Genomic DNA, 25,768 nt, shown 5'->3' with positions numbered 1-25,768 from the left:
ATCAGTAATTTGATGTAAACTTGCTAATGAGTAGGTTAAAACAAAAGATATTAGGTTTCTGTGACTGATAAAACTGCGCGATTAGAGAAAAAACTATCACAAGCGATTGAAGCTAGAAAGGCGTTGGAAGAAGCGAGAAAGCAACAGGTAGATACCCTGTCAGAATTTGCATCCAAACTGACACTTGGTTGTAAAGGACAGGATGTGTCTCTCGATAACTTGCTGGCAAAGTATCGCAGTGCGTTGGCAAAGGGGATGGACTTTGAACATCTGGCCCCACTCATTGAAAATACCAGTGCACAACTAAAGCAGCTTGATAGCACCAACTCTGCCAATCATCGCAATTTGGTAACCCATATACAAACCGCAGGAAAGCAGTTGCAAAAACTGCGTGGTGTGCCAGAAGACACCCGCAGGAAACTGCGCGGCTTACTGGACAATGAGTTGGGTGATATTGACGCTATCCCAGAATTCGTGCCTTTGCTCGATAAGCTACTGCAGTTTTACCTTCAAGTCTTCGATGCTAAATATGACATTGATACCTCGACACAACACAATGACCCCGAGTTGGCAACGGAATTGTTGGGCCTGACCAATGAGTTGGTGTTTGAAGACGATGTAGCTGATGAAGTAAAAGCGATAAAACAACGTATTTCAACAGACTCGAGCATAGATTCTTTACTTGAAAACGCCATTGCGGTGATCCGGATTTTTGCTAAGTCAATCGCGCGGGAAAGACAATCAGCCCAGGGTTTTTTGGTCTCGTTAAACCAAACTCTGGAAGAGTTGCATAAATCAATTGTCGACACCACTAGCCATTCCAAGTCGATCAATAAAGAGCTCAATGCATTAAACGAACGCATCGAATCTAAGATAAAGCGCCTGACTGAAAACACCCAAAAGGCGTCCTCTATTTCTGAGCTTAAGGGTTTAGTCGATGACGAGCTTGCCCAAATAAGCAAAGACTTGGTGGAAAGAGAGAACATTGAACGACGCGATAAGCAAGCATTGCTGGAAAGCTTTGATGCCATTAACAGCCGCATTAATGTGCTTGAAAACAAAGTAAACACTTATAAAAAACGACTGAATGAACAGAGATTCAAGAGCCTGTTAGACGGACTGACTAAGCTCCCCAACCGCTCAGCTTTTGATGACCGCTATAGCCAGGAGTTCCATTTATTCGAGATCCAGGGCAACGACGTTACTTTGGTTGTTGTGGACGTCGATCACTTTAAATCAATTAACGATAAATACGGCCACAGTGCGGGAGATAAAACGCTTCAGGTTATCGCCAGAGCACTTAAAAAATCCATCAGAAAGACCGATTTCATTGCGCGTTACGGTGGTGAAGAGTTTGTTATCCTGATGCCGGGAATGCCAATAGAAGCGGCTTACGCACCGCTTGAAAAGATACGCACAACCGTTAAGTCGATCCCATTTCGCTTTAAAGACAAAGAAGTGAGGATCACTATCTCATTAGGAGCAACCCAGCTTAAAGAAGGTGATTCAAAACTGACCGCCTTTGATCGAGCCGATGAAGCTCTGTATGAGGCCAAAAACAGCGGCAGAGACAAACTTTGCTTGCGTGAATAACAAGGAGATTGCCTATGCATGTACAGTTAAACCCAACAGGTGTACTTAATTTACTCTCAAAACTGGAAGTTGACCTGCTTCAGCACTCATCGACCATAGAAAGATACCGATTATTTAGAAATTGTGTATTAGCAGTACTTAATGTAGGCAGTCATACCGACTCAAGCTATGAAATTTATAACAAGTATCAAGATTTTGATATCAAGCTACTCGCCCGAGAACGTGGGATAAAGATAGAACTAACAAACCCACCTAAATCAGCATTCGTCGACGGGAAAATTATTGCCGGGATACATGAACATATCTTTTCAGTTATCCGCGACATCCTGTTCATCTATCAGCGTCATGAAGAGCAACTCACAGATCCAAGAGCCATTACACACATGGTTTTTGACATTCTGCGAAATGCAGATGCACTCGAGGTTAATACAGACCCAAATATGATAGTGTGCTGGGGTGGCCACTCAATCAATGAAGAAGAATACAAATACACCAAAGAAGTAGGTTACCAACTTGGCTTACGAGGCTTAAATATATGCACCGGGTGTGGACCTGGTGCGATGAAAGGCCCTATGAAGGGCGCAACGATTGGGCATGCTAAACAGCGGATCACCAGTAACCGCTATCTCGGTTTGACTGAACCCAGTATTATTGCCGCAGAGCCGCCTAACCCGATAGTCAACGAACTAGTTATCCTGCCGGATATTGAAAAGCGTTTAGAAGCATTTATCCGAAGTGCCCACGCCATCATTATATTTCCTGGTGGTGCGGGAACAGCTGAAGAACTGCTGTATTTGCTCGGTATATTGCTACACCCTGACAACGCTAAACAACAGCTCCCTGTTATTTTAACCGGGCCAAGCTCTTCTAAAGCATACTTTGACGAATTATGTGATTTTATCGAAAAAATACTGGGTAAAGAGGCATTGAGTAAATTCGAAGTGCTGGTGGATCAACCCGAGTTGGTTGCACAGAAGCTAAGCCAAAGTATGGAAAAAGTCCGCGAATATCGCAAAACAGAGGGCGACGCATACTATTTTAACTGGACTTTGAAAATTGAAGACCAATTCCAGCAGCCGTTTGAACCAACGCACAAGAATATGGCAGAGTTAGACCTTCATCTGAACCAGCCAAAGCAGGATCTGGCTGCCAACTTACGCAGAGCGTTTTCTGGTATTGTGGCCGGTAATGTCAAAGAGCAAGGTATTACGGCCATTAAACAGCAAGGACCTTATATCTTGAGTGGCGATGCATCTTTGATGACAGACATGGACAAGCTATTACGTGCGTTTGTTGCCCAAGGCAGAATGAAATTACCTGGCAGCGCCTATGTGCCCTGCTATGAAATCAAAGCTTAACTAACAGGGTAAGGTACGGCCTTACCCTACCGCTCTCTTAACCTCGATGAAATACCACTAACAACACCCATGGCTAAATTACTTCTTATAGATGCGCTAAACCTGATCCGCCGAATTTATGCAGTGGACGTCGACCAACAAGGCGTGAGTGAACAGCAAATCATGCAATCGTGCAAAGCGCGCGTCCATAACGCCTGTAAAAAATTACTCAGACGTATTGAGCCAACCCATGCAATTGCCGTTTTTGATGGTGAACGCAGCTGGCGCTATCACTACTACGCAAATTACAAGCACAGCAGAAAACCCATGCCGGAGCAACTTAAACAAAACCTCGCTCTGATTGCTGAGGGGTTTCAGGAGTGTGGTATCACCGCTTTTTTTCCCGAACAGGATGAAGCAGATGACATCATTGCTACCTTAGCAAGCAAGGCCAGCCACAACAAGGTACCGTCTGTTATTGTATCTACCGATAAAGGCTTTCTTCCTCTCAGTTCAGAGAATATAGAAATTTATAACTATTTTTCAAAATCTTACACTGAGCACAATGAGATTTTAGAGAAGTTTTCGGTGCCTTACCATGCGTTAACCGAACTATGGGCGTTAATGGGTGATAAGACGAATGATATTCCAGGCGTAAAAGGGATCGGAAAGAAAACGGCCATAGAATTGATCTCAGAGTTTGGTCAGGTTGAGCATGCGCTCAACGCCCCGACGCTTGCACCTGCGACGCGACGCAAATTAGAAGAAGATTTAGATAACTTTATTTTAAGTAAAACGCTCGTTTCACTACAAACTGACATCAATCTCGGCTTTAATTTAAGTCAACTCCGGGTTATTGAGCGCAAATAGCTTGTTGTGTTGCAACGCTTCCGTTACGCTAGGTTTGGGAGTTTTTGGTGTATTTCAATGATTAAAAAGGTTTTACAATACGTTTTTCTTGGCCTCGCCGTATATGGGGTCATAGTGTACCTGGTCATTAATTTCTATAAAGATGACCCGCAAGCCATGATCTGGCAGGACCGGGAAGCCTTTAATAAGCGTTATATCAGCAAGCTAAAGCCCGACATGATTGTCGATCTCGATGAGGTGTTAGAAACACTCGGCAGCCCAGACCTGACCTATGTAAAGTCAGAAGGTGAACGAGTGGTGCAGATAGTATTTTACAGAACGCAGCTGGTAAAACCAGATGGGATCACCACGCAAGACGAATGTACTGGCTTGCTGTTTGAAAATGGCAAACTAACGCTCTGGGGAGCTGGCGCAATCGTAGCGTACGACAAGGCTTTTGAATGACGGTCAATGAGGACATCGCTAGGCAGCTTCACAAACTCCTGACTCAATCTGAGTCAGTGTTATCGCTATATTACGATAAAGACAGCTGGCCTCACATTGATGTGACCCTGACCCAGTTAGCTGAGCAATATACTCGCCTTTACCGCCAGGCACCAAACGCTCTGCACGCTCACCTGCATTTTATTGCAACACCCTATCGGCACTCAACCAACGTTTTGGTAAAACAATCTATATTGCTATGTATGCTTGGTTATGCGCACGGTTATACCGAGCAAATTATTCATGAACTTCTGTCGGCAAGCTTTGCCAGTGTGCTGTGTGCCAGCCGCGAATATGACAAAGCAGCGGCAGATCACCCTTTGTCACAAGTCGAATCCAAAAAACTCAGACTGCGCCATCAATTAGCAGTAAAAGTTCTTAGCACCGGTCAGCTCAAGTCACCTCAGGTCACTCGGATCCTTGCGAGACTCTCAGGCTATGAATTATCAATTAGTCGCAAAAGTACGACACCACTGTATGACAACGTGACCCTGTTGGTTGCCATTGCAACTCAGGCCGCTGTTGCATTAATGAAAAAAAATCATCGCGCTTCGCTACCAACAATCATCAAACAGCTGTACCTGAATAATACCGACTCTTTTGTGCAAACCAGCTTACAGCTTCTCGCCCGCCAGTTTGAAGCCTATCCTGCCGGCGCGATACAGCGCCACAATGACAATCAGGCTCTGTTACTTTGTGAAGAAGACAAACATGCAATCCTTGCTGTTATACAGTCGGGTAAGATCACCCGTTTAATCAAAACACAAAGACGATACAAGCAACGCTACCATGCATTTAAAGTATCGGATTCACAATTGCTATACCGGGTATGGTCCCGTATTTCACCGCAGCCGCTTGCCACTGCGTCAGATCAAATGACTGAGGCGTTACATGTTGTTGAGCAGTTGGGCGGTGAAAACTTCAGCAGCTTCAGGGCAATAGAAAAAACCATCGCGCCATTCCCAGAAATAGAGGCCGCTCTATCTCAAGCCGCCAGGCTTTACAACCGCGAAGCTCAGAAAGGTGCCAACCTACGTCATTGTCTCACTATGGTTGGCCTCGATGCCGCGGCGCTGTTATGCCAGAGAGTGCTGGTTGAGCAATTGATTGTGCAACTCAAGCATCCATTTGCGAAAGACATCTGGCATAAGTATCAGCTGTTCGCTCAGGTACTGGCCGCACTGGTTCAGCAGAACTATGGTCATCACTATGAGCACATTTTGTCTCCAGTCAGTGCAGCTATTGCATTTATGCTCAAGGAGCATAGTGTTGATATAAAGCGGTTTGTGTATACCAGTGAATGTAGCACCAACCCCCAACCTGTTTCTCTGGCGTATCTATATGGTTTTGCAGCGTATGATGAAGAAGCGTTCAAACACTACTTTCACACTCACTTTGCTAACAGTGAGGCTCACCGAGCCTTTGAGCAGTCAGAACTATACAAAAAGTCAAAACTAAAGGGGCTGTCTTTAACCTTTGCCGCTGTCAAGGTGCTTACGTTGAAAATCTGTGATGCCAAGTTTGAAACATCGGCCTGGCAACGTCAGTTACTAGATGAACAAGCCAAAGAACACAAGTGGCCTGATTTGAATGCCCTGGAAGCACACCTGCAATCACTTGGTTTATATAATTTAATTGAGTAATATTTACCCAATAAATATTATACATTCCGACTATTCATGATATTTATGCCATTTATTCATTCCTGACTGGAATATATATGAATAAATTGCTATAAAACGCGCTTAAATTTTCAAGCGAACCAACATCACCAGAACAGCTCGACTAAACTAGTTAGATCTATTCTGAGAAGTGATTTTACTTTTGATAAAGGAAACATAAATGGCTAAGCAAACTATCACGGTAATCCGTGGCGACGGCATCGGTCCAAGCATCATCGACTCGGCAATTGAAATTTTGAATGCAGCGGGCTGCGAATTCGACTACGAGTACGTTGACGCGGGACTTGCAGCACTGGAAAAAACTGGTGAGCTACTGCCTCCTGAGACGTTAGACGCCATTGAACGCAATAAAATTACGCTTAAGGGACCGCTTACTACGCCAGTGGGTGAAGGCTTTACTTCAATCAACGTAACTCTGCGTAAGCACTTTGGTCTTTATGCCAATGTTCGCCCGGTAAAATCATTTGAAGGCACTAAAGCACGTTATGATGACATCGACATCATCACAGTACGTGAGAACACTCAGGGCATGTACTCAGGACTTGGTCAGGTTGTTTCTGAAGATGGCAGCGAAGCCGAAGCAATGTCTAAAATCACCCGTGAAGGCGCTGAAAAGATCGTCACCTTTGCCTATGAGCTGGCACAACGTGAAGGCCGTAAAAAAGTTACTGCAGTTCACAAAGCAAACATCCTTAAATCAACTTCAGGCTTGTTCCTTAAAGTTGCGCGTGAAGTAGGTGAGCGCTTCCCTGACATCGAGTCAGCTGAAATGATCGTTGATGCGACCTGTATGAAACTGGTCATGACACCAGAAGAGTTTGATGTTGTAGTAACCACAAACCTGTTTGGTGACATCATTTCTGACCTGTGCGCAGGCCTGGTTGGCGGTCTGGGCATGGCTCCGGGTGCAAACATTGGTGAAAACGCAGCAATTTTCGAAGCAGTACATGGCAGTGCACCAGACATCGCGGGCAAAAACCTGGCTAACCCAACCTCTGTTATTCTGGCTTCTATTCAGATGCTTGAATACCTCGATATGGGCGAAACTGCTGATAAGATCCGCAATGCAGTTGCTGACGTTATCAAATCTGGCGATCGTACAACACGTGACCTGGGTGGTAATCACGGCACAACTGACTTTACACAAGCTGTTATCGACCGCCTTTAAGCGATCCGCGCATTTAATACCAACGCCCTGCTCATGCAGGGCGTTTTTTTATCTGAATCATTAACAGTAGCAACACACTTAGCCATAACAAACTGCCTGCCCCACCATCCTGGTCATTGCTGGTTGCAACAGAGAGCGTTACATCTGCTGTTACTTTTACCTCCTGACCGTCATCAAGATCCGTTATTGTCGCTGCCACCTGGTAGCTTCCTGCACTCTGATACGTGTGGCTGATAGCCCCACCACTCCCTTCGTGACCATCTCCAAACGTCCAGCTCACTGCATAATTGCCAGACCCACCGCTTACTGAAGCATTGTAGCTGGCTGTTAAGCCGTTTTGCGATACGTTAATCTCACCTGCCAGGGGGACGGTAACGCTTGTGTCTATTGATTTGCTTGCTTTGCTGCCATTAGCGTCTTGTAATGACACCACTATCCGATAGCGCCCTGATAAATTATATTGGTGCTGGATCTCGGCTCCATCTAAATTTGTACCATCACCAAGGTCCCAGCTGATTACTACCGGTGACACCCCGCCACGATACGCCACACTGGCAGTAATATTTCCATTGTCGTCTGTAATCTTGGTATCCAGGATCTCCAGCGGCGGCGCTATGGTCACTTGCTGATTAACGGATTGCACCTCACCAGCGGCGTTTGTTCGGGTAAAGACGACGGTATAGACACCCTCACTGCTATATTCATGCTCAGGTGTAAGAAACTCACTACTATTACCATCACCAAATTGCCATTCAAATGTATCTAACGTACTCAAAGCTAACCCAGAGACTGAAAACTTGGCCCTAAACCCCTCTGCACTGGCAATAACCTTTGGCTCTGAGGCCGCTGTTAATTGTAGTTGTGCTTGTTGATACTGCTCGCTCACTCCCAGTAGTTCGATTGTTACCCCATGTTCAGGCAGAACAACTCCTGAAACTGGTTGCTGAGGATGGCTATAGTCTTGGTTGTCATTGAACATATAAATAGCCTGCAACTGAGTGTCGCCAAGCCCCGCAGGTTGATCCTGTAATCTCAGCGTGGCATCTCTTAACTGAATACGGGTGGCTGCCGGGCTAATGCCATTTGCACCAGGTATGATCTGCTGGTCATTATCAACGACCAGGATTTTGCCTTCTCCGGGGCGAAAAGAAACGGAGTTATTTTCAATATTCTCATTGGCGTACCAAACGAGTACTCCTGGCGCATAGCTTGCGCCTTGCAGGCCAGCGTCAATCCCAAGGTGGGACCTAAGTTGTAGATAATAAGCCTGCCCCAACCCTTCGCGATACCGACCTATTCTGGTAAATCCATTTAAAGACATTTGTTCTGAGAACTCCGCATCTGCCAGTACAACAGTGTTTTCATCACCTACGACTGAGATATCATCCAACAACAGGCCAAAGCCATATTCAATACTGTCGGTCTGATAGAGAAACTCCAGAGTCACCGTCTGACCTGCGTATGCTGCAAGCGAATAACTTAGGTCAGCCACCTTGCTGCCATTCTTACCACCGGTTACTTGGCCACTGTGGCCATCAATATAATGGGTGACAGTTGGATATATTGGGTGCTGCATTTTGGTATAATTCCCCACAAGCGGGATTTGATTCGCTTTTACCTGAAAGAAGTCAAAGCCGCTCTCAATATCGAATCGAGCCTGCATTGTGAGGGTTAAGTCTGTTGACGCCGGCAAAGAGAACGTCATGCTGGCTGTGTTTAATTTGTCATTCCCCTGTCCGGAATAATACTGATATTGTCCCGATAAAGGTTCTCCAACATACTCTAATCTGGCTGGCAATATGACTTTAAGTTGATCGGTTTCCCCCGTATATTCGCCTATATGGCTAATATTGGCTTGATAGCCTTGGGTTAATTGCGCGAGTTGCAACTGAGTTTGATTAACCCAATTACCGCCAAACTTTTGCTGTAACCTATCCAGGTTACGAGGAGAGAATGAAACAGGTTGTGAGCCACGTAGTGAGCCTAACCAGTTACCACTGGACATAACCGACCAATTCGCCACCGGTTCACCAATTGCGCTACTGTTTAAGTCATATTCGTCGATTAACCCGAGTTCATGACCAAATTCATGTGCAACTACACCCATGCTCGCATCAATCGGGTTAATTGTATAATTGAGAATACGTACATCGCTGTTTGTGACCGCCACAGGTGTGTAACCGTCTTGTGCAACTACAAAGCGGTGGGACCAAATGGCGTCAGTGCCCAACACTCCTCCACCCGCTTCCTCTCCAATGCTAGAATGAAATACCATTATGTGGTCAACAACACCATCAGGTTCATTCAAATTGCCATCACCATCACGATCGCTCAGATCTGTCAAATCATAGTCACTGAGGTTAATACCATAGCGTTCCACAGCCAACTCAACTGCTTCTCTAATCAAGTCTGCTACCCTGATGTCACGCTGGGCACCCACTCTTTGTCCATAGTAACTTGCGTTCTGTGTTGCCGTGACCCAGCCAAAAACTTCTCCTGACAGTGCAAAGCTCTCTCCAGAGGCTTGCTGATAATACTGATAGGCACTGGTTAGAGTCTGGCCGCCAGGTCCATTAAAACCTTCCTTTGAGAAAATGAGTTGCCGGTAATGACTACTCGGATACTGAGCATAAAACATGTCAGAGTCACCCAGCTCCAGACGATTATCATCATTAGGCAGGTCAGGAAAATCTATCAGAATTGTCAGGATTTTTGCTCCTTGTAAAGGCTCAGAAGAAGCCGCCTGATAACCACGCAGGGCCACTGACTGTTTTGGTTGTTTGCCATTGAACGGGACACGAAAAACCGGGCTCTGAAATCCAATAAGATAGTCTGAGATCTTTTGTCTGGCTTCGTAATCAGAAAAACTTCTTCCTTCACGCTTTTCGAGCCAGAAGCGCAGTTGCTGCTGGTCCAGCTGTAATGCTGACACAGGCGCTGAAATAACAATAAAAAAAAGAACTAAAAGGCTGAATTTCATACTGATTTACCCGATGTGATCGTGCTCACGATAGTAGCAGGTTAGAGAAGATATTTCTAACTGCCCACCACCACACAAAAATGCATTAATTATTCACACTCATTACAAATAAACACAATGAAACACTACATTTCAATATTTAAAACACCAAAAAGGCATAATAATGCACTTTGTTTATTTTTGAGCCTTGACACTGCCGTGTTTAGGCTTTTAAATAAAGAACATCAGATTAAACTTTTACGCAGATATTAAACATGCAAACACTATTCTTCACAGTTGTGGTACTCGTACTGGTCTTAGTGATAAGTCCGGCGGGGCCGTTGTGAGCGAACGTTTGCACAGACCCCGCACCAGCGGGGTTTTTTTTTGCCTTTAATTTAAATTTTGCTGAGGAATGAGGTAATGAATGAGCAATTTAATGGCTCGGAGCTGGTAGTTAAGGCGCTGACTGAGCTCGATGTTGACTATATATTTGGCTACCCAGGCGGATCTGTGCTGGATTTGTATGATGCACTGTTTGCACAAGATGACATTGAGCATATCCTGGTTAGACACGAACAGGCAGCCACGCATATGGCAGATGGCTACGCCAGAAGTACAGGCAAGACTGGAGTCGTGCTGGCTACGTCTGGCCCAGGGGCGACAAACTGTGTAACAGGTATTGCTACGGCTTATATGGATAGTATTCCTATGGTTGTCTTATCAGGCCAGGTACCATCTAATTTAATTGGCGATGATGCTTTCCAGGAAACAGACATTGTTGGTTGCTCACGTCCAATTGTTAAACATAGTTTTAACTGCCGTGATGCCCAACAAATCCCGACTGTACTGGCAAAAGCTTTCTATCTGGCAAGCTCAGGCAGACCAGGTCCTGTCGTCGTTGAGTTGCCCAAGGATATTCTGAACCCACAACTTAAATACGCCTATGAAATGCCCGCTCGAATTGATATGCGTACCTACAACCCCAGTTCTAAAGGGCATTCTCGCCAGATCAAAAAAGCGGTAGATGCAATTCTGGGCGCCAAACGGCTGGTTGTGTATTCAGGTGGCGGCATCATTCTTTCAAATACATCTGAGCAATTAACTGAGCTGGTTGAAACCCTAAACGCGCCTATTACAAACACTCTAATGGGTCTGGGCGGGATCAGCGGCACGCATCCAAACTTTGTGGGGATGCTGGGCATGCATGGCTCTTTGGAAGCCAACAAAGCCATGGCCAATGCCGACGTAATCCTCGCTTTGGGAGCACGTTTTGATGATCGGGTAACCAATAACGTCAAAAAGTTTTGCCCAAATGCCACCATAGTCCATGTCGATGTTGACCCGACTTCAATCTCAAAAACCATTCAGGCGCACATTCCCGTCGTTGGAAGTTTAGAAACTGTACTTTCACAACTGCAAAGCGCGATAGAGAAAAGCGCCCTGCGTATTGATCGGGCAGCTCAGGAATCGTGGTGGCAACAAATCACAGCATGGCGTGAGCAGCGCTGTTTAGCATATGATACACAGAACACCGTGATTAAACCGCAAACGGTCATAGAGAAGCTTTACGAGGTTACCCAGGGTAATGCCTATATCAGTTCAGATGTAGGTCAGCATCAAATGTTTGCTGCTCAATATTATCCGTTTAAAAACCCAAGGCAATGGATCAATTCAGGTGGTCTCGGCACCATGGGCTTTGGCCTGCCCGCTGCGATGGGGGTAAAAGTAGCCTACCCTGAAGCTGACGTTGTATGCGTTACAGGAGATGGGTCAATTCAGATGAACATTCAGGAACTTTCCACCTGCCTCCAGTATGGCCTGAATGTCAAAATAGTCTCCTTGAACAACCGCTCTTTAGGCATGGTCAGGCAGTGGCAGGATATGATGTATGGTGGACGTCACTCCAGCTCTTATATGGAGTCTTTGCCAGATTTTGTGGCTTTGGCCGAAAGCTATGGCCACATAGGGATCCGAGTAGATCATCCTGATGAACTGGATGATGCACTGGCAAGAGCATTTTCCATCACTGACAGGTTGGTGTTCCTTGATATTCGCGTAGACGAAAATGAACACGTTTATCCTATGCAAATCAAACTAGGTGCCATCGATGATATGTGGCTGAAAAAGGGAGTAAAAGCATAATGCGCAGAATTTTATCTATATTACTGGAAAACGAACCTGGCGCTTTATCTCGCATAGTGGGGTTATTTTCTCAACGCGCATACAATATCGACAGTCTGACAGTGGGCACAACCGACGACACAACACTATCGCGGATCACCATTACGACTCAGGGCGACGACCGGGTTGTTGAACAGATAACCAAACAAGTAAACAAGCTGGTTGATGTACTTAAGATCATTGACTTGACAGACTCAAGTCATATTGAAAGAGAACTATTACTGGTCAAAGTATTTGCAGGTAACGAGCAAACCAGGGCCTCTGTAACACGCGTTACAGACGTATTTGGGGGTATGATACTAGATATGGGTAAACGCAGTTATACGGTTCAGCTGGCCAGTAGCAGCGATAAAATAGCTTCATTCCTGGATATGCTTAGGCATGAGAGCGATATTATTGAGGTAGTTCGTTCTGGTACTGTGGGAATAGGGAGAGGAGATAAAGCACTCAAGGGATAATAGAATGTAGAGTGCTAAAAAAAGGGGCTTAAGCCCCTTTTTCTATTAAGGATTAACCTGATCTTTAAGGCCTTTACCCGCTTTGAAAGAAGGGATATTTGCCGCTGGAATTTGGATTTCAGCGCCAGTTTGCGGGTTACGACCCGTACGCGCTGCACGCTCTTTTACAGAGAAAGTGCCAAAACCAACCAGTGCCACTGAGTTACCATCTTTAAGAGACTGAGTTACAGCACCAGTGAATGCTTCCAGCGCGCGTGTCGCTGCAGCTTTTGAGATCTCAGCGTCAGCCGCCATCTTTTCAACTAGTTGAGCTTTATTCATTGTATAATTCCTATGTTTTTATAATTTGCCGAAGCGGATTCTATGGTTATCCATTTTTTTTCTTTGTGCAAGCCTAAAATCCCGTTTTAACTAAAATATTTAAGCTAATTCGCCTTATCTGACGGGGATGTAATCATAACGGGCACAAAAACACCCACTTTTTGCTCACTTTTCATGCACTACGCCTCACGCCCCGTCAGACCTGAGCCGAGGAGCACAGTAAGCAATAGGTTAAACCTTAAACGCAGCAAGCGCTCTTTCCCGTGCTGCTTTATGGTCAACTATCGGTTTCATGTACCCACTTATACCAAAAGCCTGCATATAATCATGAGGGAAATGGATCGATTTTGCCGGTACTTCGCTCAGCTCCGGCACAAATTTACGAATGAAATCTCCTTGCGGATCGAACTTTTCACTTTGGCTGATAGGGTTAAAGATCCTAAAATAAGGCTGTGCATCACACCCAGTACTGGCAGCCCATTGCCAGCCACCATTGTTGCTTGCCAGATCACCATCAATCAGCTTGCTCATAAAGTAATGCTCGCCCTTACGCCAGTCTATAAGCAAATGCTTGGTTAAGAAGCTCGCTACAATCATACGTAAACGATTATGCATCCACCCGGTCTGGTTAAGCTGTCGCATTGCGGCGTCGACAATAGGGTAACCTGTATTGCCCTCGCACCACGCTTTAAAGTGGGCATCGTCCTGTCGCCAGTCAACGTGATTATACTTTTCGTTAAAGTTAACCCCTTTGCATAACTTTGGATAAGCGCAGATAAGATGTCGGTAAAACTCGCGCCAAATCAATTCATTGATCCAGCTAAACGCTGGTGCACTGGTCATCTGCAACAGTTCGGGAAAATGGAGCTGACTTTCTGCTAATAGCTGCTTCACTGACACAATTCCTAATGCCAGGTAAGGACTAAGCCCAGAGGTGCCTTTGACACCAGGAAAATCCCGATTAGCTTTGTAATCGACCATTTTTTCCTGAATAAACGACTGTACAACTTTTACCAGAGTTTCGTCATCAACTGGCCATTTATCTGAAACACCCTCCCCTGTAAGTAACTCTGGGGCTTCCCATTCAAATGGAGCTGCGTTTATTTCAGGCCAGCCGGGCAGGTAAAAGTGCTGTTGCTCGTACTGTTTAAGCCAGGCCTTTTTAAACGGCGTAAACACTTTGTACATCTCATTGCTGGCCGTCGTTACACTGCCCGGTGGGGCAATCAAATCACCATCAAATAAGTGCAATTGCACACCGGCTTGCTGACACGCGTTATCTCGGTCTTGTTCATTTACTTCATACTCACGGTTAGCGTAAACCTGCGCAACGCCGTTCACCTGACAAAACTGAGACACCACTGCGGGCACTTGAGTAAAATCACCTGCATCTAGCACGTGCAGGCGCACACCCAACTCAGCCAGTTTATGCCCTAGCCAAATAACCCGCCGCTTAAGTAAATCAACCTGTACAGGTGCTGCATTGTGCGCTTGCCATTGCTGCTCACACACCAAAAAGAGTGCATCGCGCGCACCATTTTCAACCGCAGCTATAAGCGCTTCGTTGCCAAAAACGCGCAAATCACGCCGAAACCAAAACAATGTAGACATTAAATCGCGAACCTCAGCTTAAGCTCGTTAGGATAAGGGTGAAAATAGACTTGCTGCATCAGGTAGTCATTTGGGTGCATGATCAAATGGTGACGCAACAAGGTAAGTGGGACCTGTAGCGGAACCTGACCAATGCGGTAGTCATCAATCGCCCGGCACAGCTCCTGTTTCTCAACCTTACCCAGTACTTTCTTAAAATACCCCTGTAAGTGCGATAATGTGTTAGCCTGGTCCTTACGTCTTGCCGGGCTCGACAATGCCTCCATCAGGCCACTGATGTATGTCTTTCTGAGCTCATCAAGCGGGACTCCTTTGCCCTCTGCAAGCAGTCTGCCAAGGTCACGATAGGCCTCGTAATTATGGCTCATCAGCAAGTACTTATGACGGGCATGGAAATTAGTCAATTCATGTAAGCCAGGATTGGTAACCACCAGTTCTTGCCAGCTCTTGTATACGTAGACCCGCATCACAAAATTTTCTCTCAGATGCATATCATTCAGACGGCCATTTTCCTCACAAGGTAATAAAGGGTTGCGCGCCATGATCTGCTCGGCAAATATACCTATGCCTTCAGAGGTATTGCCTGTCTCAGCTTCGTTGTAGATCTTAACCCGCTCCATACCACAACTCGGGCTTTTTGCGCAAAAGATATAACCCGACAGCTGATTACCATGATCCTCAGACACCTTTTTCCCATATTCAGCTAAATCGGGTGCATAGTCTTCATCGCTGTGCGCCGGACCAACTTTGATCACATCCTCTACTCTCACCTGACGGATCGTCTTTCTTGGGATAGGTAACCCGATAGCCACCTCTGGACAAAAACGCACATACTCAACGTACTGCGCCAACTCATCCATACAAAAGTTGCTGCGTTTGTGCCCTGAATCAAAACGGACTTTGTCTCCAGCAAGACACGCGCTGATCCCTATTTTTATGGGGCTGTTAAAGTTAAAAGCTTGCTCAATCATTGCTCTCTCCATAACTCAAAAATGACGGATAGATTTAGCACCATTGATACTGTCGTAAGGCAATTTTGCCACCCTGTACCTGCACTCCTTCCGAGCGTAATAGTTGACTCTGCTCGATAAACTTACTGCTTTCAGGCGGAAAAGAAATTTTTCCCTGACTGTTAATCACTCTGTGCCACGGCAAACTTGACCCTGCCGGTAAGTGCTTTAACAAGTATCCAACTGCCCGAGCATGCTTAGGTGCACCGGCCAGACCGGCAATTTGCCCGTACGTTGCGACATTTCCAACCGGAATTGCGCCTATCAGTGTAAATACCCTGATTCTGAATTCCTCTTTAGTTTCCTCTTGCAAACTGCGCTCCTAATGCCGTGAACTGTTGCCACAAATGTCTGGCAACCGGCCCATAATGACCCTGATGTCGACGAAAAGCGTGAATTGCTGCTGTGAATTCATGCTGTCGGTCTATTATCTCTATACGTTCCAGCTCGCCGCTTTCTAACTCCTGCCTGCAAGTATTGAGACTGGTAAGGGCGAATCCGACTCCCTGGGATAAGAATAGTTTAATGGTACTGACATCATCCAGTTTCATCACGTGTAATCCACGAGAATACGCCAGCCTTTCACTGTCAAAGTCGAAACCACTCTCAACCATTGCCAGACAAGGATATAGGCTCAATTCATCATAGTACATACGCTTGGGCAACAGCCCACGCTTAGCCACAACACCAAGCTTGGTTTCACCTATCGCGATGGATTCTAGTTCACCGGTTGCATGAAACAGATCAAACCAGGGCCCAATTCCTAAGTCGGCAGCGCCGGCGTTTACCTGCTCCAATGCGACAAAACGTCTACCGCTTGAGATCACTAGTTCAGTAGAAGGAAATTGCTTAAAGGTGCTACTTATCTGGGCGTTATACGTTTCCTGATGACACATAGGTTCATAACAAATGCGAAATTTTGCTTCATTGCCCTGTGAAAACTCATCCGCCAGGGTCTTTAAATGATTATGGTGTTCCAGCAACTTCTGAGCATGCTGATGAAAACGCTTCCCCTGCTCGGTAAGTCGGATCCGATAATCCTCACGCGTAACCAACGCAAACCCCAGTTCATCAGACAAGCGTTTTAACGCTTGCGTAACAGCGGGCTGTGACTTATATAAATGTTTTGCCGCTTCGCTCAAACTTTGTGCATTTGCAACGGCATCAAGTACCTGAATATCTGCCAACTTCATAAATAAAATTTATTTTATACCAAAGTTTTAATAATTTTTATTTTATGCCCAAATTCATTATCCTGCACTAAGTTTTAGTCTGAGGGAGTAATTTTGGTGAATAAACTCGCACTCTTTTTTCCAGCCTTGTTGTTATTATCCGCATGTCAGGATGCCACACAGCAAACCACTGCAACTCAGGTCATTCGCCCGGTTAAATTGCATACCGTGTCTGACCCTCAAGCCAGTCTGTTACGCAGCTTTCCTGCGGAAGTTGTGGCAAACCAGGGCTCTTATCTTGCTTTTCGGGTTAATGGGGAACTGATGGAGTTTCCTGTTTTGGCCGGTCAGGAAGTGCAAAAAGGGCAGCTTCTGGCAAAACTCGACCCGGAAGACTTTGATCTTCAATATCAACAGCGAAAAGCCCAGTTTGAACTCGCCGTTGCCCAGCTTAATCGGATCGAGTCTTTATATAAAAAATCGATTGCCAGTAAAGCGGAATATGATCAGGCACTAGCAAACGAACAAGTTGCCGAGTCAGCATTCAAAATAGCCCAAACCAACCTCGAAAATAGCGAGCTCAGAGCCCCATTCGACGGTACGATTGCCAAAGTTTTCGTGAAAAACTATGAAAACATAGTCGCAAAACAGAATATTTTACGCCTTGAGACACGAGACCGTATGGATGTGATCATCCAGGTGCCTGAAAAACTGGTTGCTCGGGTTAATAAAGATCTCGAATATCATCCAACCGTCATTTTTGATGGTTACCCGGATAAATCTTATCTGCTGAATATTAAAGAATGGGATACGCAAGCCGACCCTGCGACGCTGACCTACAAGGTTGTCTTCTCTCTGCCCATCCCAGAGGACTTTAATTTGCTCGCCGGGATGACAGGTCATGTCTATGTCGATCCCAGCAAGATCACCAACCACAACACATCGGAAATCATAGTACCGAATGAAGCGGTATTTTCCGAACAAACGCAAGCAGCGAAAGGCAACCATTACGTTTGGATATATGATCCTAAGACCCAACTGGTGTCTAAACGTGCTGTCCAGCCTGGTCAGTTGCGCCAGCAAGGTTTCGAAATCAAGAGTGGATTAAAACCTGGCGAGGTCATTGTCTCGGCCGGAGTCCATCACCTTAGGGAAGGCCTGAAAGTACGCCCATGGACCAAAGAGCGAGGCCTGTAAAATGAGTCTTGCCAAATGGTCTATTGAAAATAAGGTGATCAGTGCAATGTTCGCACTGCTGTTGCTTTTAGCAGGCACAGTTTCGTACTTTGGCCTGGGGCAACTGGAAGATCCGGAGTTTACACTCAAAAAAGCCATGGTGATCACAGTGTATCCAGGTGCATCACCGCAGCAAGTTGAGGAGGAAGTCACCTATCCCATAGAGAATGCCATCCAGAGCCTGCCTTATGTGGATTACGTTACCTCTATCTCATCACCGGGCCAATCGCAGATCACGGTGGAGATGAAAAGTACTTACCGAAAGGAAGACCTGAAACAAATTTGGGATGAGCTAAGACGTAAAATAAACGACTTAAAACCAGACCTGCCTCCTGGCGTATTCACGCCCAAAGTAATGGATGACTTTGCGGACGTATATGGCGTGTTATATGCGGTAACGGGCGATGGCTATTCTTATGAAGAGCTAAAAGAATACGTAGATTACCTGAAACGAGAACTGGTACTGGTGGATGGCGTCAGTAAAGTAACCATAGCAGGAGAACAGCAAGCGCAGGTGGTTGTTGAAATTTCAAGTCAGAAGCTGTCACAATTGGGGATATCCCACAACCGTATTTTTTCACTGCTGCAGACCCAAAACAGCGTGTCTAACGCGGGTAAAATCCGTGTTGGAGACGAATCTATCCGAATTCACCCCACAGGCGAGTTTAGTCAAGTTTCTGAACTCGAAGACTTACTGATCTCTAAGCCCGGTGCCAAAGAGTTGATCTACTTAGGCGACGTTGCCACCGTAAAACGCGAGTACGCTGAGATCCCAACGCATATTACCCGTTACAATCGCGATCAATCTTTGCTCCTGGGTATTTCCTTCAGCTCTGGTGTTAATGTGGTAGAAATCGGTAAGGCCATAGAGAAACACCTAACGTCAATGGAATATCAACGCCCTCATGGTATGTCAGTCCACACCGTTTACAACCAGCCAATGGAAGTGGAGAAGTCCGTAGACGGATTTATTGTCAGCTTGCTTGAAGCCGTTGCCATCGTCATTGTCGTGCTATTGATCTTTATGGGTGTTAAAAGTGGCATTCTTATTGGCGGTATCTTGCTTCTAACAGTGCTCGGCACCTTCATTTTCATGAAGATGTTCGCAATTGACTTACAACGTATATCACTTGGCGCTTTGATCATCGCGCTGGGTATGCTGGTCGATAACGCTATTGTGGTCACAGAAGGGATCCTAATCAACCTCAAACGTGGACAAAGCAAGATAAAAGCAGCGGTTAATATTGTAGAGCAAACCAAGTGGCCTTTGTTAGGTGCAACTGTGATTGGTATTACCGCTTTCGCCCCAATTGGGCTGAGCTCAGATGCCAGTGGAGAATTTGCTGGCTCGCTGTTTTGGGTACTCCTGATCTCGCTACTACTCAGCTGGGTTACTGCCATTACCCTGACCCCCTTTTTTGCCAACATGCTGTTCAAAGAAGACATTCAGCGAGGCAAAGAGACGGATGACCCTTATCAGGGTATGATTTTTACCGCATACAAGGCTCTACTTGGTGTGTGTTTGAGGTTCCGCTGGACCACTGTTATCGCGATGCTCGCGCTCCTTGGCTGTGCGATGGTTGGCTTTAAGTCAGTAAAGCAATCGTTCTTCCCTGCTTCCAATACGCCCATGTTTTATGTCGATTACTGGCACTATCAGGGCGCTGACATTCGAAGTACAGCAGATAATCTGGAAAAGCTGGAAGCATTTTTGCAATCCGACGAGCTGGTTGAGGAGATCACAACGACCATTGGTCAGGGTGCCCCCCGATTTATGCTGACTTACAGCCCGGAAAAGCAATATGCATCCTATGGTCAGCTGATCATTCGGGTGAGTGACAGAGAAGCCGTTGCGACTATGATAGCGAAAGTAAGAGAATTTTCTGCCCACAACGAGCTGGATGGAAAGCTTAAAATCAAACGCATGGAAATTGGCCCGTCTACAGATGCAAAAATCGAAGCGCGTTTCTCTGGTCCCGATCCTGTTGTACTACGCAGGCTAGCTGATCAAGCTAAAAACCGCCTGGCACAAGACGCCGGTGCATTTAATATTCGTGATAACTGGCGTCAGCGTTCTAAAGTACTTGAGCCAGTCTTTAATGAGCAAAAAGCGCGGCGACTGGGGATCAGTAAATCTGACCTGGACCAGCTGTTGCTGACAAGTGTGTCGGGCAACACAGTAGGTTTATATCGGGATGGCACTAAAATGCTACCGATTGTGGCCAGAGCACCCGAGGTTGAACGTCGCAACGTTGAAAACCTGGTCGACCTGCAAATTTTCAGCCCTGTGCTCAATGTATATGTGCCGCTGGGCCAGATCCTCGATGACGTTGAAGTCATTTGGGAAGACAGCCTGATCATGCGTCGGGATCGCAAACGCACAATTACCGTCATGGCAGATCATGATGTGATTGGCAATGAAACACCGGCTAAACTGTTTGCCCGGATCCGCGCCGACATTGAAGCAATCGAGTTACCGCAAGGCTATGAAATGCAGTGGGGTGGTGAGTTTGAGTCGTCCAGTAAAGCTCAGAAGGCCATTTTTGGCTCACTCCCGCTTGGATACTTATCCATGTTTATCATCACAGTGTTGCTATTTAACTCAGTGCGTAAACCATTGGTCATCTGGAGCACTGTGCCGCTGGCTATTATTGGCGTAACCGCGGGGCTGGTCATATTTCAGGCACCATTTAGCTTTATGGCACTGCTGGGACTGCTCAGTCTGTCTGGCATGTTAATTAAAAATGGCATTGTTTTGATGGATCAAATCAACCTGGAACTGGATAGCGGAAAAGCCCCCTATCAGGCGGTGTTTGATTCCGGGGTCAGTCGTGTACGGCCCGTATCGATGGCGGCCGTGACAACCATTTTAGGTATGATCCCGCTCCTATTCGATGTATTTTTTAAATCCATGGCAGTCACCATTATGTTTGGCCTAGGTTTTGCCACCGTGCTCACTTTGATAGTACTTCCCGTAATTTACTGTTTGTTCTTCAAAGTAACCGCACCAAAATAAAAAAGGGCCGCAGTGAGCGGCCCTTTTTTTAGTTATTTTTTGAGAGACAAAGTCCCTTTCACCCTGCCTTTTGGCTTAGCGCCCGAGCGACTTTTCGGTCTATCACGATTTGCTGTATTATCACCATGTGAATTGTCTGAGCGCTTACGCTTTTGCTCAGACGCAGACTTTCTGCTTTGCCCTCTGCTAGCTGTTTCACCATCTTGACGCGGTTTCGCAGTGTGACGCTGCGTACGTTTATACGTATCCACAGACGCCTCTTCGGTCTTCGATGAACCTTCAATTGAAGCATTAATCTCTGCCATTTCAGACTCGCTCAGGTGGCGCCACTGTCCAGGTCTTAAACCGTTGAGGTTCACATTCATGATCCGCACACGCTTCAGTGTTTGTACTTCAAAATCAAAGTATTCACACATACGTCGGATCTGACGATTCAGCCCCTGAGTTAAAACAATGGTAAACTGTCTGGCCCCGGTCTTTTTGACAAAACACTTTTTAGTCACAGTGCCAAGAATTGGCACGCCCGAGCGCATACCCTTTATAAACGCATCGGTGACAGGCTTATTGACGGTTACCACATATTCTTTTTCATGATTATTGCCAGCGCGCAATATTTTGTTGACGATATCGCCCTCATTGGTCAAAAAGATCAGCCCTTCTGAAGGCCGGTCTAAACGGCCAATAGGAAAAATACGCTCCGGATACTGAATGGCACTGACAATATTGCTTTTTATTTTTCGCTCTGTTGTGCAGGTCACACCAACGGGTTTATTGTAAGCGATGTACACCCGCTTCGGCTTGGCTTTGAGCGGTTTATTATCAACCAAAATGGTGTCTGCATCGCTGACTTTCAGACCCATTTCGGCAATCTGACCATTAACACTGACACGGCCGTCACTGATCAGGGTGTCCGCCTCTCTGCGGCTACAAAACCCGGTTTCGCTGATGTATTTATTTAGTCGCTTAGGTTCATTCATAAAGGGGCACTTTTCTTTTTCTGTGCAATGAGTCAATACTGTCCGATATCCGGCACATGGGCTCAGAGTCGGGGCTGCATGACCAACGGGCAGTTACGGGGGGCGCATGGTAACAAAATTTCATCGCCAGTAGAAATATTTCATCAGCTAGTGGCGGCTCTAACTTAGCTAACGTTATAACTTGCTCAGTCGCCAATGACGCCTGGGGCATTGTCTTTGGCTAAAAACGTCGGAGACACCAAGTAATTTGATTGTTTATTGTTAAGCAAGCTAAACCCGCTGAAGTCCACGCCTGTCCAGTCAATTTTCTCGGCCAGCCATATGTAGCGATGCACATTGTGTTCATTAATGACCACGAGAGGATAAGTAATCGATTGGTTGGTTTGCCAATAGGAATGGCCATGAAACTTATCATGCAGAGACAAAATAGCCAGCCCACCCATGATGAAGTGACCACCGACCGAGGCCTGCAATTCACCCTTTTCTATCAACCTGAGCGTGTCATTGAGCCAGTCAAATCCGCCTATGGCTACGAAGGTCTGCTCCTTCTCGCCGCGCTGCTTAACCGCACTTAGTGCCCCCATCGCCATCAGATCTGATGCACTCCAGATTATATTTGTATTGGGGTAACGTTTGAGTAAACGCTGCGTTTTTTCCATCGCCTGGGTTTTTGACCAGCTTGCATAAATGGATTGTTGCAAAGCAACGCCCTGGCTACCAAAAAAAGACTGCGCGCCTTGATTTCGGGCATCCGACTCACTGCCATAATGGCCATTGATTGCAAGAGCCTGAGGTTTAACTGAAGGCCTTTTCTCGCGCAATGACTCGGTCAAAGCCTGGGCCAGGTCCGCTCCTGCCCGGAAATTGTCAAAGTAAATCTCGCCCAACCAATTTTTATATCTTTGTCCGGGTTTGCCAACCTCCACCTGCTCAGGCCCATTAATGGTTTGTTCTAAGGTTAAGTACTGTATTCCGTACTTTTCCAGCAAATCCAGATGTTGCTCAGCATTGCCGGGGTATAGCATCAAAACAACAAAATCAGGTGTTGCTCGATATTCTAGGTATTTCTGTAGTTCTTCCAGCTGAATGTAGCGACTGCCATCACCGTAAATCACGTCCAGTTTTACATTCAGCTGCTTACTGGCGGCCTGAGCAATAGATTCGACTTTTTGCCAAAACGGCTCACCGGAAATAGAAGGGTTCACTAAAAGTACTGAAAAATCGGCCTTAGCCCAACTCAAAGGGGCAAAAAACAACCCCCAGCTCAATAAAATACACTGCAACAACTTCACAATAAACAGCCTTTTAAATGTTACATATCACTAAGGCGCCGCACGCAACGCTTCAATAAATACTCAGCAGGGCCAGTTTTCTTTGCCCTATCAAGCAGTATAGCTAAAATCACCTGAACCAGGGTCAGCGCCAGGAAAAACCCAAAATACTCGACGCGAGTAAAAGACACCCTGGTCGCAGGAAAAAGAAAATGAAATACCAAAATCCCAACCACTGATTGTAGCAAGTACAAAGACAGGGAATAACGCCCCACTATCGCAAATACCAAGCTAAGCTTGGGCCAAAGTTGGCGGATGGCTTGTAACAGCACCAAATAACATAAGGCCATAGGTATTGCAGCCAACCAGTTCAATGTTTCCAGCATGTGCCCCACAGTGGTTTCGTTATTTGACCAAAGTAGCAAGGATGCAAGCACACTTCCCCACCACCAAGTCCACATCATCTTACCAGAGACAAAACGCTGCCCTGAAAACCAACCTCGTTCAAAAAGTTCCATCCCTAAAAGCATCAAACCTAGTGTATTCCACAAAGTTGCCAACGGGATAAGAATGATCATCATGTTGAAATGGGTGATATTCTGGCTCAGCAACTGGGCATAACTTACCGGCAAAGAACTCAGTAAAGTTGCATACTCGGCACTTGATCTGTCAAAACCAGGTTCACCGACAAGGATGCTGAGTATCACCAGCAAAATAACCGGAAGGACTGTCAGTAGCGCCGCGCTTAGCAATCTATCTTTTGCATCCAGCCACATTAGCGCCAGCAACCCGGACAACGCATAATTCAGCAGAATGTCTCCGGGCCAGAGTAAGTAACCGTGTAGCACACCAAACAAGCCCAGCACACATAAACGGGATTTGATAACAAAGAGATTATCTTCCCCCTTGTTTTGCGCTTTATACTGAATCACTAAGGCTGCACCAAACACCAGGCAAAACAGCGTTCGAAAACGACCGTCGGCAAACAAAGTGGTTAAAAGCGACAAAGCAGATTCCATCCCGTCGCGTGTAACTGGGGGAACATAACCATAGGCAAAGTTTGCCATAAAGAATAAGTTTGTCAGGCTCAGCCCCAGTAATGCAAACCCTCTCAGGCTATCAAGGTATTGATTTCTCACATTAATAAACGTGGTCGCGATACATGTCAGCCCAGGTAACAGCAGATGCATGAAACTCTGGTAAGCTTTCATCTTCCATATTTAGCATCGCACAGGCTTCCTGTAATGCCCACCAGCTGCCGCTTTCATAAGCCCTGACTACATTTAAGATATAATACAAAGTGTTTGATTTACCCAGCAGCGCATCATGGATCATCTCTGGAAAAGGTAATCGGCCAACTAACAGCTCCATTGGCTTATCCAAAATAGCATCCAGTAAGGAGAACAACCCGGCCAGAAAGCTCATACCGGCTATGCCCGGCGCAATTTGCTGTGCGATGAGCTCACAAAAACGTGAACGAACGATGCTGAGACGAGTTAGCTCGGTTGGTTTATTCGTTGCTACATGAGCTGTCATAATCAGGTTCACAAACTTGAGTACACGTTCATTCCCCAGATACACCAAAGCCTGCTTGAGAGATTCAATGCGGCTCTTTATTGGAAAAACCCCTGAGTTGATCAACCGCAACAACTTGTAAGCCAGGGCCGTGTCCTGGGCAAACAGCTCCGAAATCCGCCCCAAATTCATATGTGGCTTCAATACCTCTGCGTAGATCAACATGACTATAGCATAGTTTATTTCAATGTCTTGTTGAGAAATCATCGTGGGCTTTGCAAAGAAGTAACCCTGGAAAAAGGTGAAACCCATCTTTTTTGCCTCGACGAACTCTTCTTCGGTTTCTACTTTTTCAGCCAATAATTTAAGGTTTTTGCGTGTTTTCAATTGCTCAACGAGCGGGCCGATTGTATCCAGTGGGCTTTCAACCAAATCAAACTTGATGAGGCGGACCAGTTTAAGAAAGGGCTCCCAGTCTTTAGAGTAGGTGAAATCATCCAATGCCAATCGGTAGTTATTGTGAAACAGCGACCTGACTCGTTCGTAATTGTCTTTTGTCGGGGGGATCGTCTCCAACAACTCCAGGATCACATCACTGCTGGGCAGAAAATGCGCGAGCTCTTGATTAAGCGACTCTTCTCCGATATTGATAAGTGCCTTTTTACCAGAAGTCAGATATCGAGTGCCCAGATTGAGCTGGTTGTCCATGATGAGCCGCGCTGTCGCGGCATCGTCAGCAATGTTGGGGAAGCAATTTTGTTTACCATCTCGAAACAGCAATTCATACGCAACCACCTGTTTCTTCCTGTTAAAGATGGCCTGCCTTGCCACAAACACTTTCAAATCACTGCTCCCAGCTATCTACTGCTCAATTAATAGCACTTTTGTTTTATTAGTTTGTCTTA

At 46.0% G+C, this 25,768-nt stretch carries 20 protein-coding genes; 10 read left to right on the top strand and 10 right to left on the bottom strand.

What is annotated here, in order from left to right:
• The first annotated feature begins 60 nt into the window (after positions 1-60).
• The 6 genes from IY568_RS07120 to IY568_RS07095 all read left to right on the top strand — a co-directional run bounded on the left by IY568_RS07120 (position 61) and on the right by IY568_RS07095 (position 7,133).
• Complete coding sequence (locus IY568_RS07120; protein ID WP_125557023.1) at positions 61-1,593, top strand: GGDEF domain-containing protein; 1,533 nt, start codon at positions 61-63, stop codon at positions 1,591-1,593.
• Between the two features lie 14 nt (positions 1,594-1,607).
• Positions 1,608-2,951 carry a nucleotide 5'-monophosphate nucleosidase PpnN gene (ppnN, locus tag IY568_RS07115; RefSeq protein ID WP_194867178.1) on the top strand — a complete coding sequence of 448 codons (1,344 nt, stop codon included), beginning with the start codon at positions 1,608-1,610 and terminating at the stop codon, positions 2,949-2,951.
• Positions 2,952-3,020: 69 nt separating this feature from the next.
• Positions 3,021-3,800, top strand: coding sequence for a flap endonuclease Xni (xni, locus tag IY568_RS07110; protein WP_194867177.1), 780 nt, complete (start codon positions 3,021-3,023; stop codon positions 3,798-3,800).
• Positions 3,801-3,857: 57 nt separating this feature from the next.
• A complete protein-coding gene (locus IY568_RS07105; protein ID WP_021032825.1) occupies positions 3,858-4,244 on the top strand; it encodes a DUF3192 domain-containing protein in 387 nt (128 codons plus the stop codon).
• Complete coding sequence (locus tag IY568_RS07100; protein WP_194867176.1) at positions 4,241-5,926, top strand: hypothetical protein; 1,686 nt, start codon at positions 4,241-4,243, stop codon at positions 5,924-5,926. The genes IY568_RS07105 and IY568_RS07100 overlap by 4 nt, the downstream gene beginning before the upstream one ends.
• 199 nt (positions 5,927-6,125) lie before the next feature.
• Complete coding sequence (locus tag IY568_RS07095) at positions 6,126-7,133, top strand: isocitrate dehydrogenase (protein ID WP_125557031.1); 1,008 nt, start codon at positions 6,126-6,128, stop codon at positions 7,131-7,133.
• A gap of 31 nt (positions 7,134-7,164) precedes the next feature.
• Here the strand turns inward: IY568_RS07095 and IY568_RS07090 are convergent, their stop codons facing one another.
• Positions 7,165-10,113, bottom strand: coding sequence for an immune inhibitor A domain-containing protein (locus IY568_RS07090; protein WP_194867175.1), 2,949 nt, complete (start codon positions 10,111-10,113; stop codon positions 7,165-7,167).
• Between the two features lie 402 nt (positions 10,114-10,515).
• On the opposite strand from IY568_RS07090, the gene IY568_RS07085 reads away from it, so the two are divergent.
• Positions 10,516-12,237: an acetolactate synthase 3 large subunit gene (locus IY568_RS07085; RefSeq protein ID WP_138537892.1), complete on the top strand. Its 1,722-nt coding sequence runs from the start codon at positions 10,516-10,518 to the stop codon at positions 12,235-12,237.
• The gene (ilvN, locus tag IY568_RS07080; protein WP_125557037.1) at positions 12,237-12,734 is read left to right on the top strand and encodes an acetolactate synthase small subunit; all 498 of its coding nucleotides are present in this window, start codon (positions 12,237-12,239) and stop codon (positions 12,732-12,734) included. Before IY568_RS07085 ends, ilvN begins: the two co-directional genes overlap by 1 nt.
• Before the next feature lie 45 nt (positions 12,735-12,779).
• Here the strand turns inward: ilvN and IY568_RS07075 are convergent, their stop codons facing one another.
• The 5 genes from IY568_RS07075 to IY568_RS07055 form a co-directional block, all read right to left on the bottom strand.
• Positions 12,780-13,055: an HU family DNA-binding protein gene (locus IY568_RS07075; protein WP_010381157.1), complete on the bottom strand. Its 276-nt coding sequence runs from the start codon at positions 13,053-13,055 to the stop codon at positions 12,780-12,782.
• 231 nt (positions 13,056-13,286) lie between these two features.
• Complete coding sequence (phrB, locus tag IY568_RS07070) at positions 13,287-14,666, bottom strand: deoxyribodipyrimidine photo-lyase (RefSeq protein ID WP_125557039.1); 1,380 nt, start codon at positions 14,664-14,666, stop codon at positions 13,287-13,289.
• Positions 14,666-15,637 carry a YbgA family protein gene (locus IY568_RS07065; RefSeq protein WP_125557041.1) on the bottom strand — a complete coding sequence of 324 codons (972 nt, stop codon included), beginning with the start codon at positions 15,635-15,637 and terminating at the stop codon, positions 14,666-14,668. The genes phrB and IY568_RS07065 overlap by 1 nt, the downstream gene beginning before the upstream one ends.
• Before the next feature lie 34 nt (positions 15,638-15,671).
• A complete protein-coding gene (locus IY568_RS07060) occupies positions 15,672-15,989 on the bottom strand; it encodes an MGMT family protein (protein ID WP_125557043.1) in 318 nt (105 codons plus the stop codon).
• Complete coding sequence (locus tag IY568_RS07055; protein ID WP_125557045.1) at positions 15,973-16,869, bottom strand: LysR family transcriptional regulator; 897 nt, start codon at positions 16,867-16,869, stop codon at positions 15,973-15,975. The genes IY568_RS07060 and IY568_RS07055 overlap by 17 nt, the downstream gene beginning before the upstream one ends.
• A gap of 90 nt (positions 16,870-16,959) precedes the next feature.
• On the opposite strand from IY568_RS07055, the gene IY568_RS07050 reads away from it, so the two are divergent.
• Both IY568_RS07050 and IY568_RS07045 read left to right on the top strand, forming a co-directional pair.
• Complete coding sequence (locus IY568_RS07050) at positions 16,960-18,045, top strand: efflux RND transporter periplasmic adaptor subunit (protein WP_416365159.1); 1,086 nt, start codon at positions 16,960-16,962, stop codon at positions 18,043-18,045.
• Between the two features lies 1 nt (position 18,046).
• A complete protein-coding gene (locus tag IY568_RS07045) occupies positions 18,047-21,100 on the top strand; it encodes an efflux RND transporter permease subunit (protein WP_194867174.1) in 3,054 nt (1,017 codons plus the stop codon).
• 32 nt (positions 21,101-21,132) lie between these two features.
• On the opposite strand, the gene rluF is transcribed toward IY568_RS07045, so the two are convergent.
• The 4 genes from rluF to IY568_RS07025 form a co-directional block, all read right to left on the bottom strand.
• Positions 21,133-22,077, bottom strand: coding sequence for a 23S rRNA pseudouridine(2604) synthase RluF (gene rluF / locus IY568_RS07040; protein ID WP_194867173.1), 945 nt, complete (start codon positions 22,075-22,077; stop codon positions 21,133-21,135).
• A 185-nt stretch (positions 22,078-22,262) separates the two neighbouring features.
• Positions 22,263-23,369: an ABC transporter substrate-binding protein gene (locus IY568_RS07035; RefSeq protein ID WP_194867172.1), complete on the bottom strand. Its 1,107-nt coding sequence runs from the start codon at positions 23,367-23,369 to the stop codon at positions 22,263-22,265.
• A gap of 20 nt (positions 23,370-23,389) precedes the next feature.
• On the bottom strand, positions 23,390-24,487 hold the full coding sequence (locus IY568_RS25275; RefSeq protein WP_194867171.1) for a DUF418 domain-containing protein: 1,098 nt from the start codon (positions 24,485-24,487) through the stop codon (positions 23,390-23,392).
• A 1-nt stretch (position 24,488) separates the two neighbouring features.
• A complete protein-coding gene (locus IY568_RS07025) occupies positions 24,489-25,706 on the bottom strand; it encodes an EAL and HDOD domain-containing protein (RefSeq protein WP_125557057.1) in 1,218 nt (405 codons plus the stop codon).
• Positions 25,707-25,768: the final 62 nt, after the last annotated feature.

The organism is Pseudoalteromonas sp. PPB1 (assembly GCF_015356275.1).
GTDB classification, from domain to species: domain Bacteria; phylum Pseudomonadota; class Gammaproteobacteria; order Enterobacterales; family Alteromonadaceae; genus Pseudoalteromonas; species Pseudoalteromonas rubra_D.
This window is presented reverse-complemented; position numbering and strand designations above follow the sequence as displayed.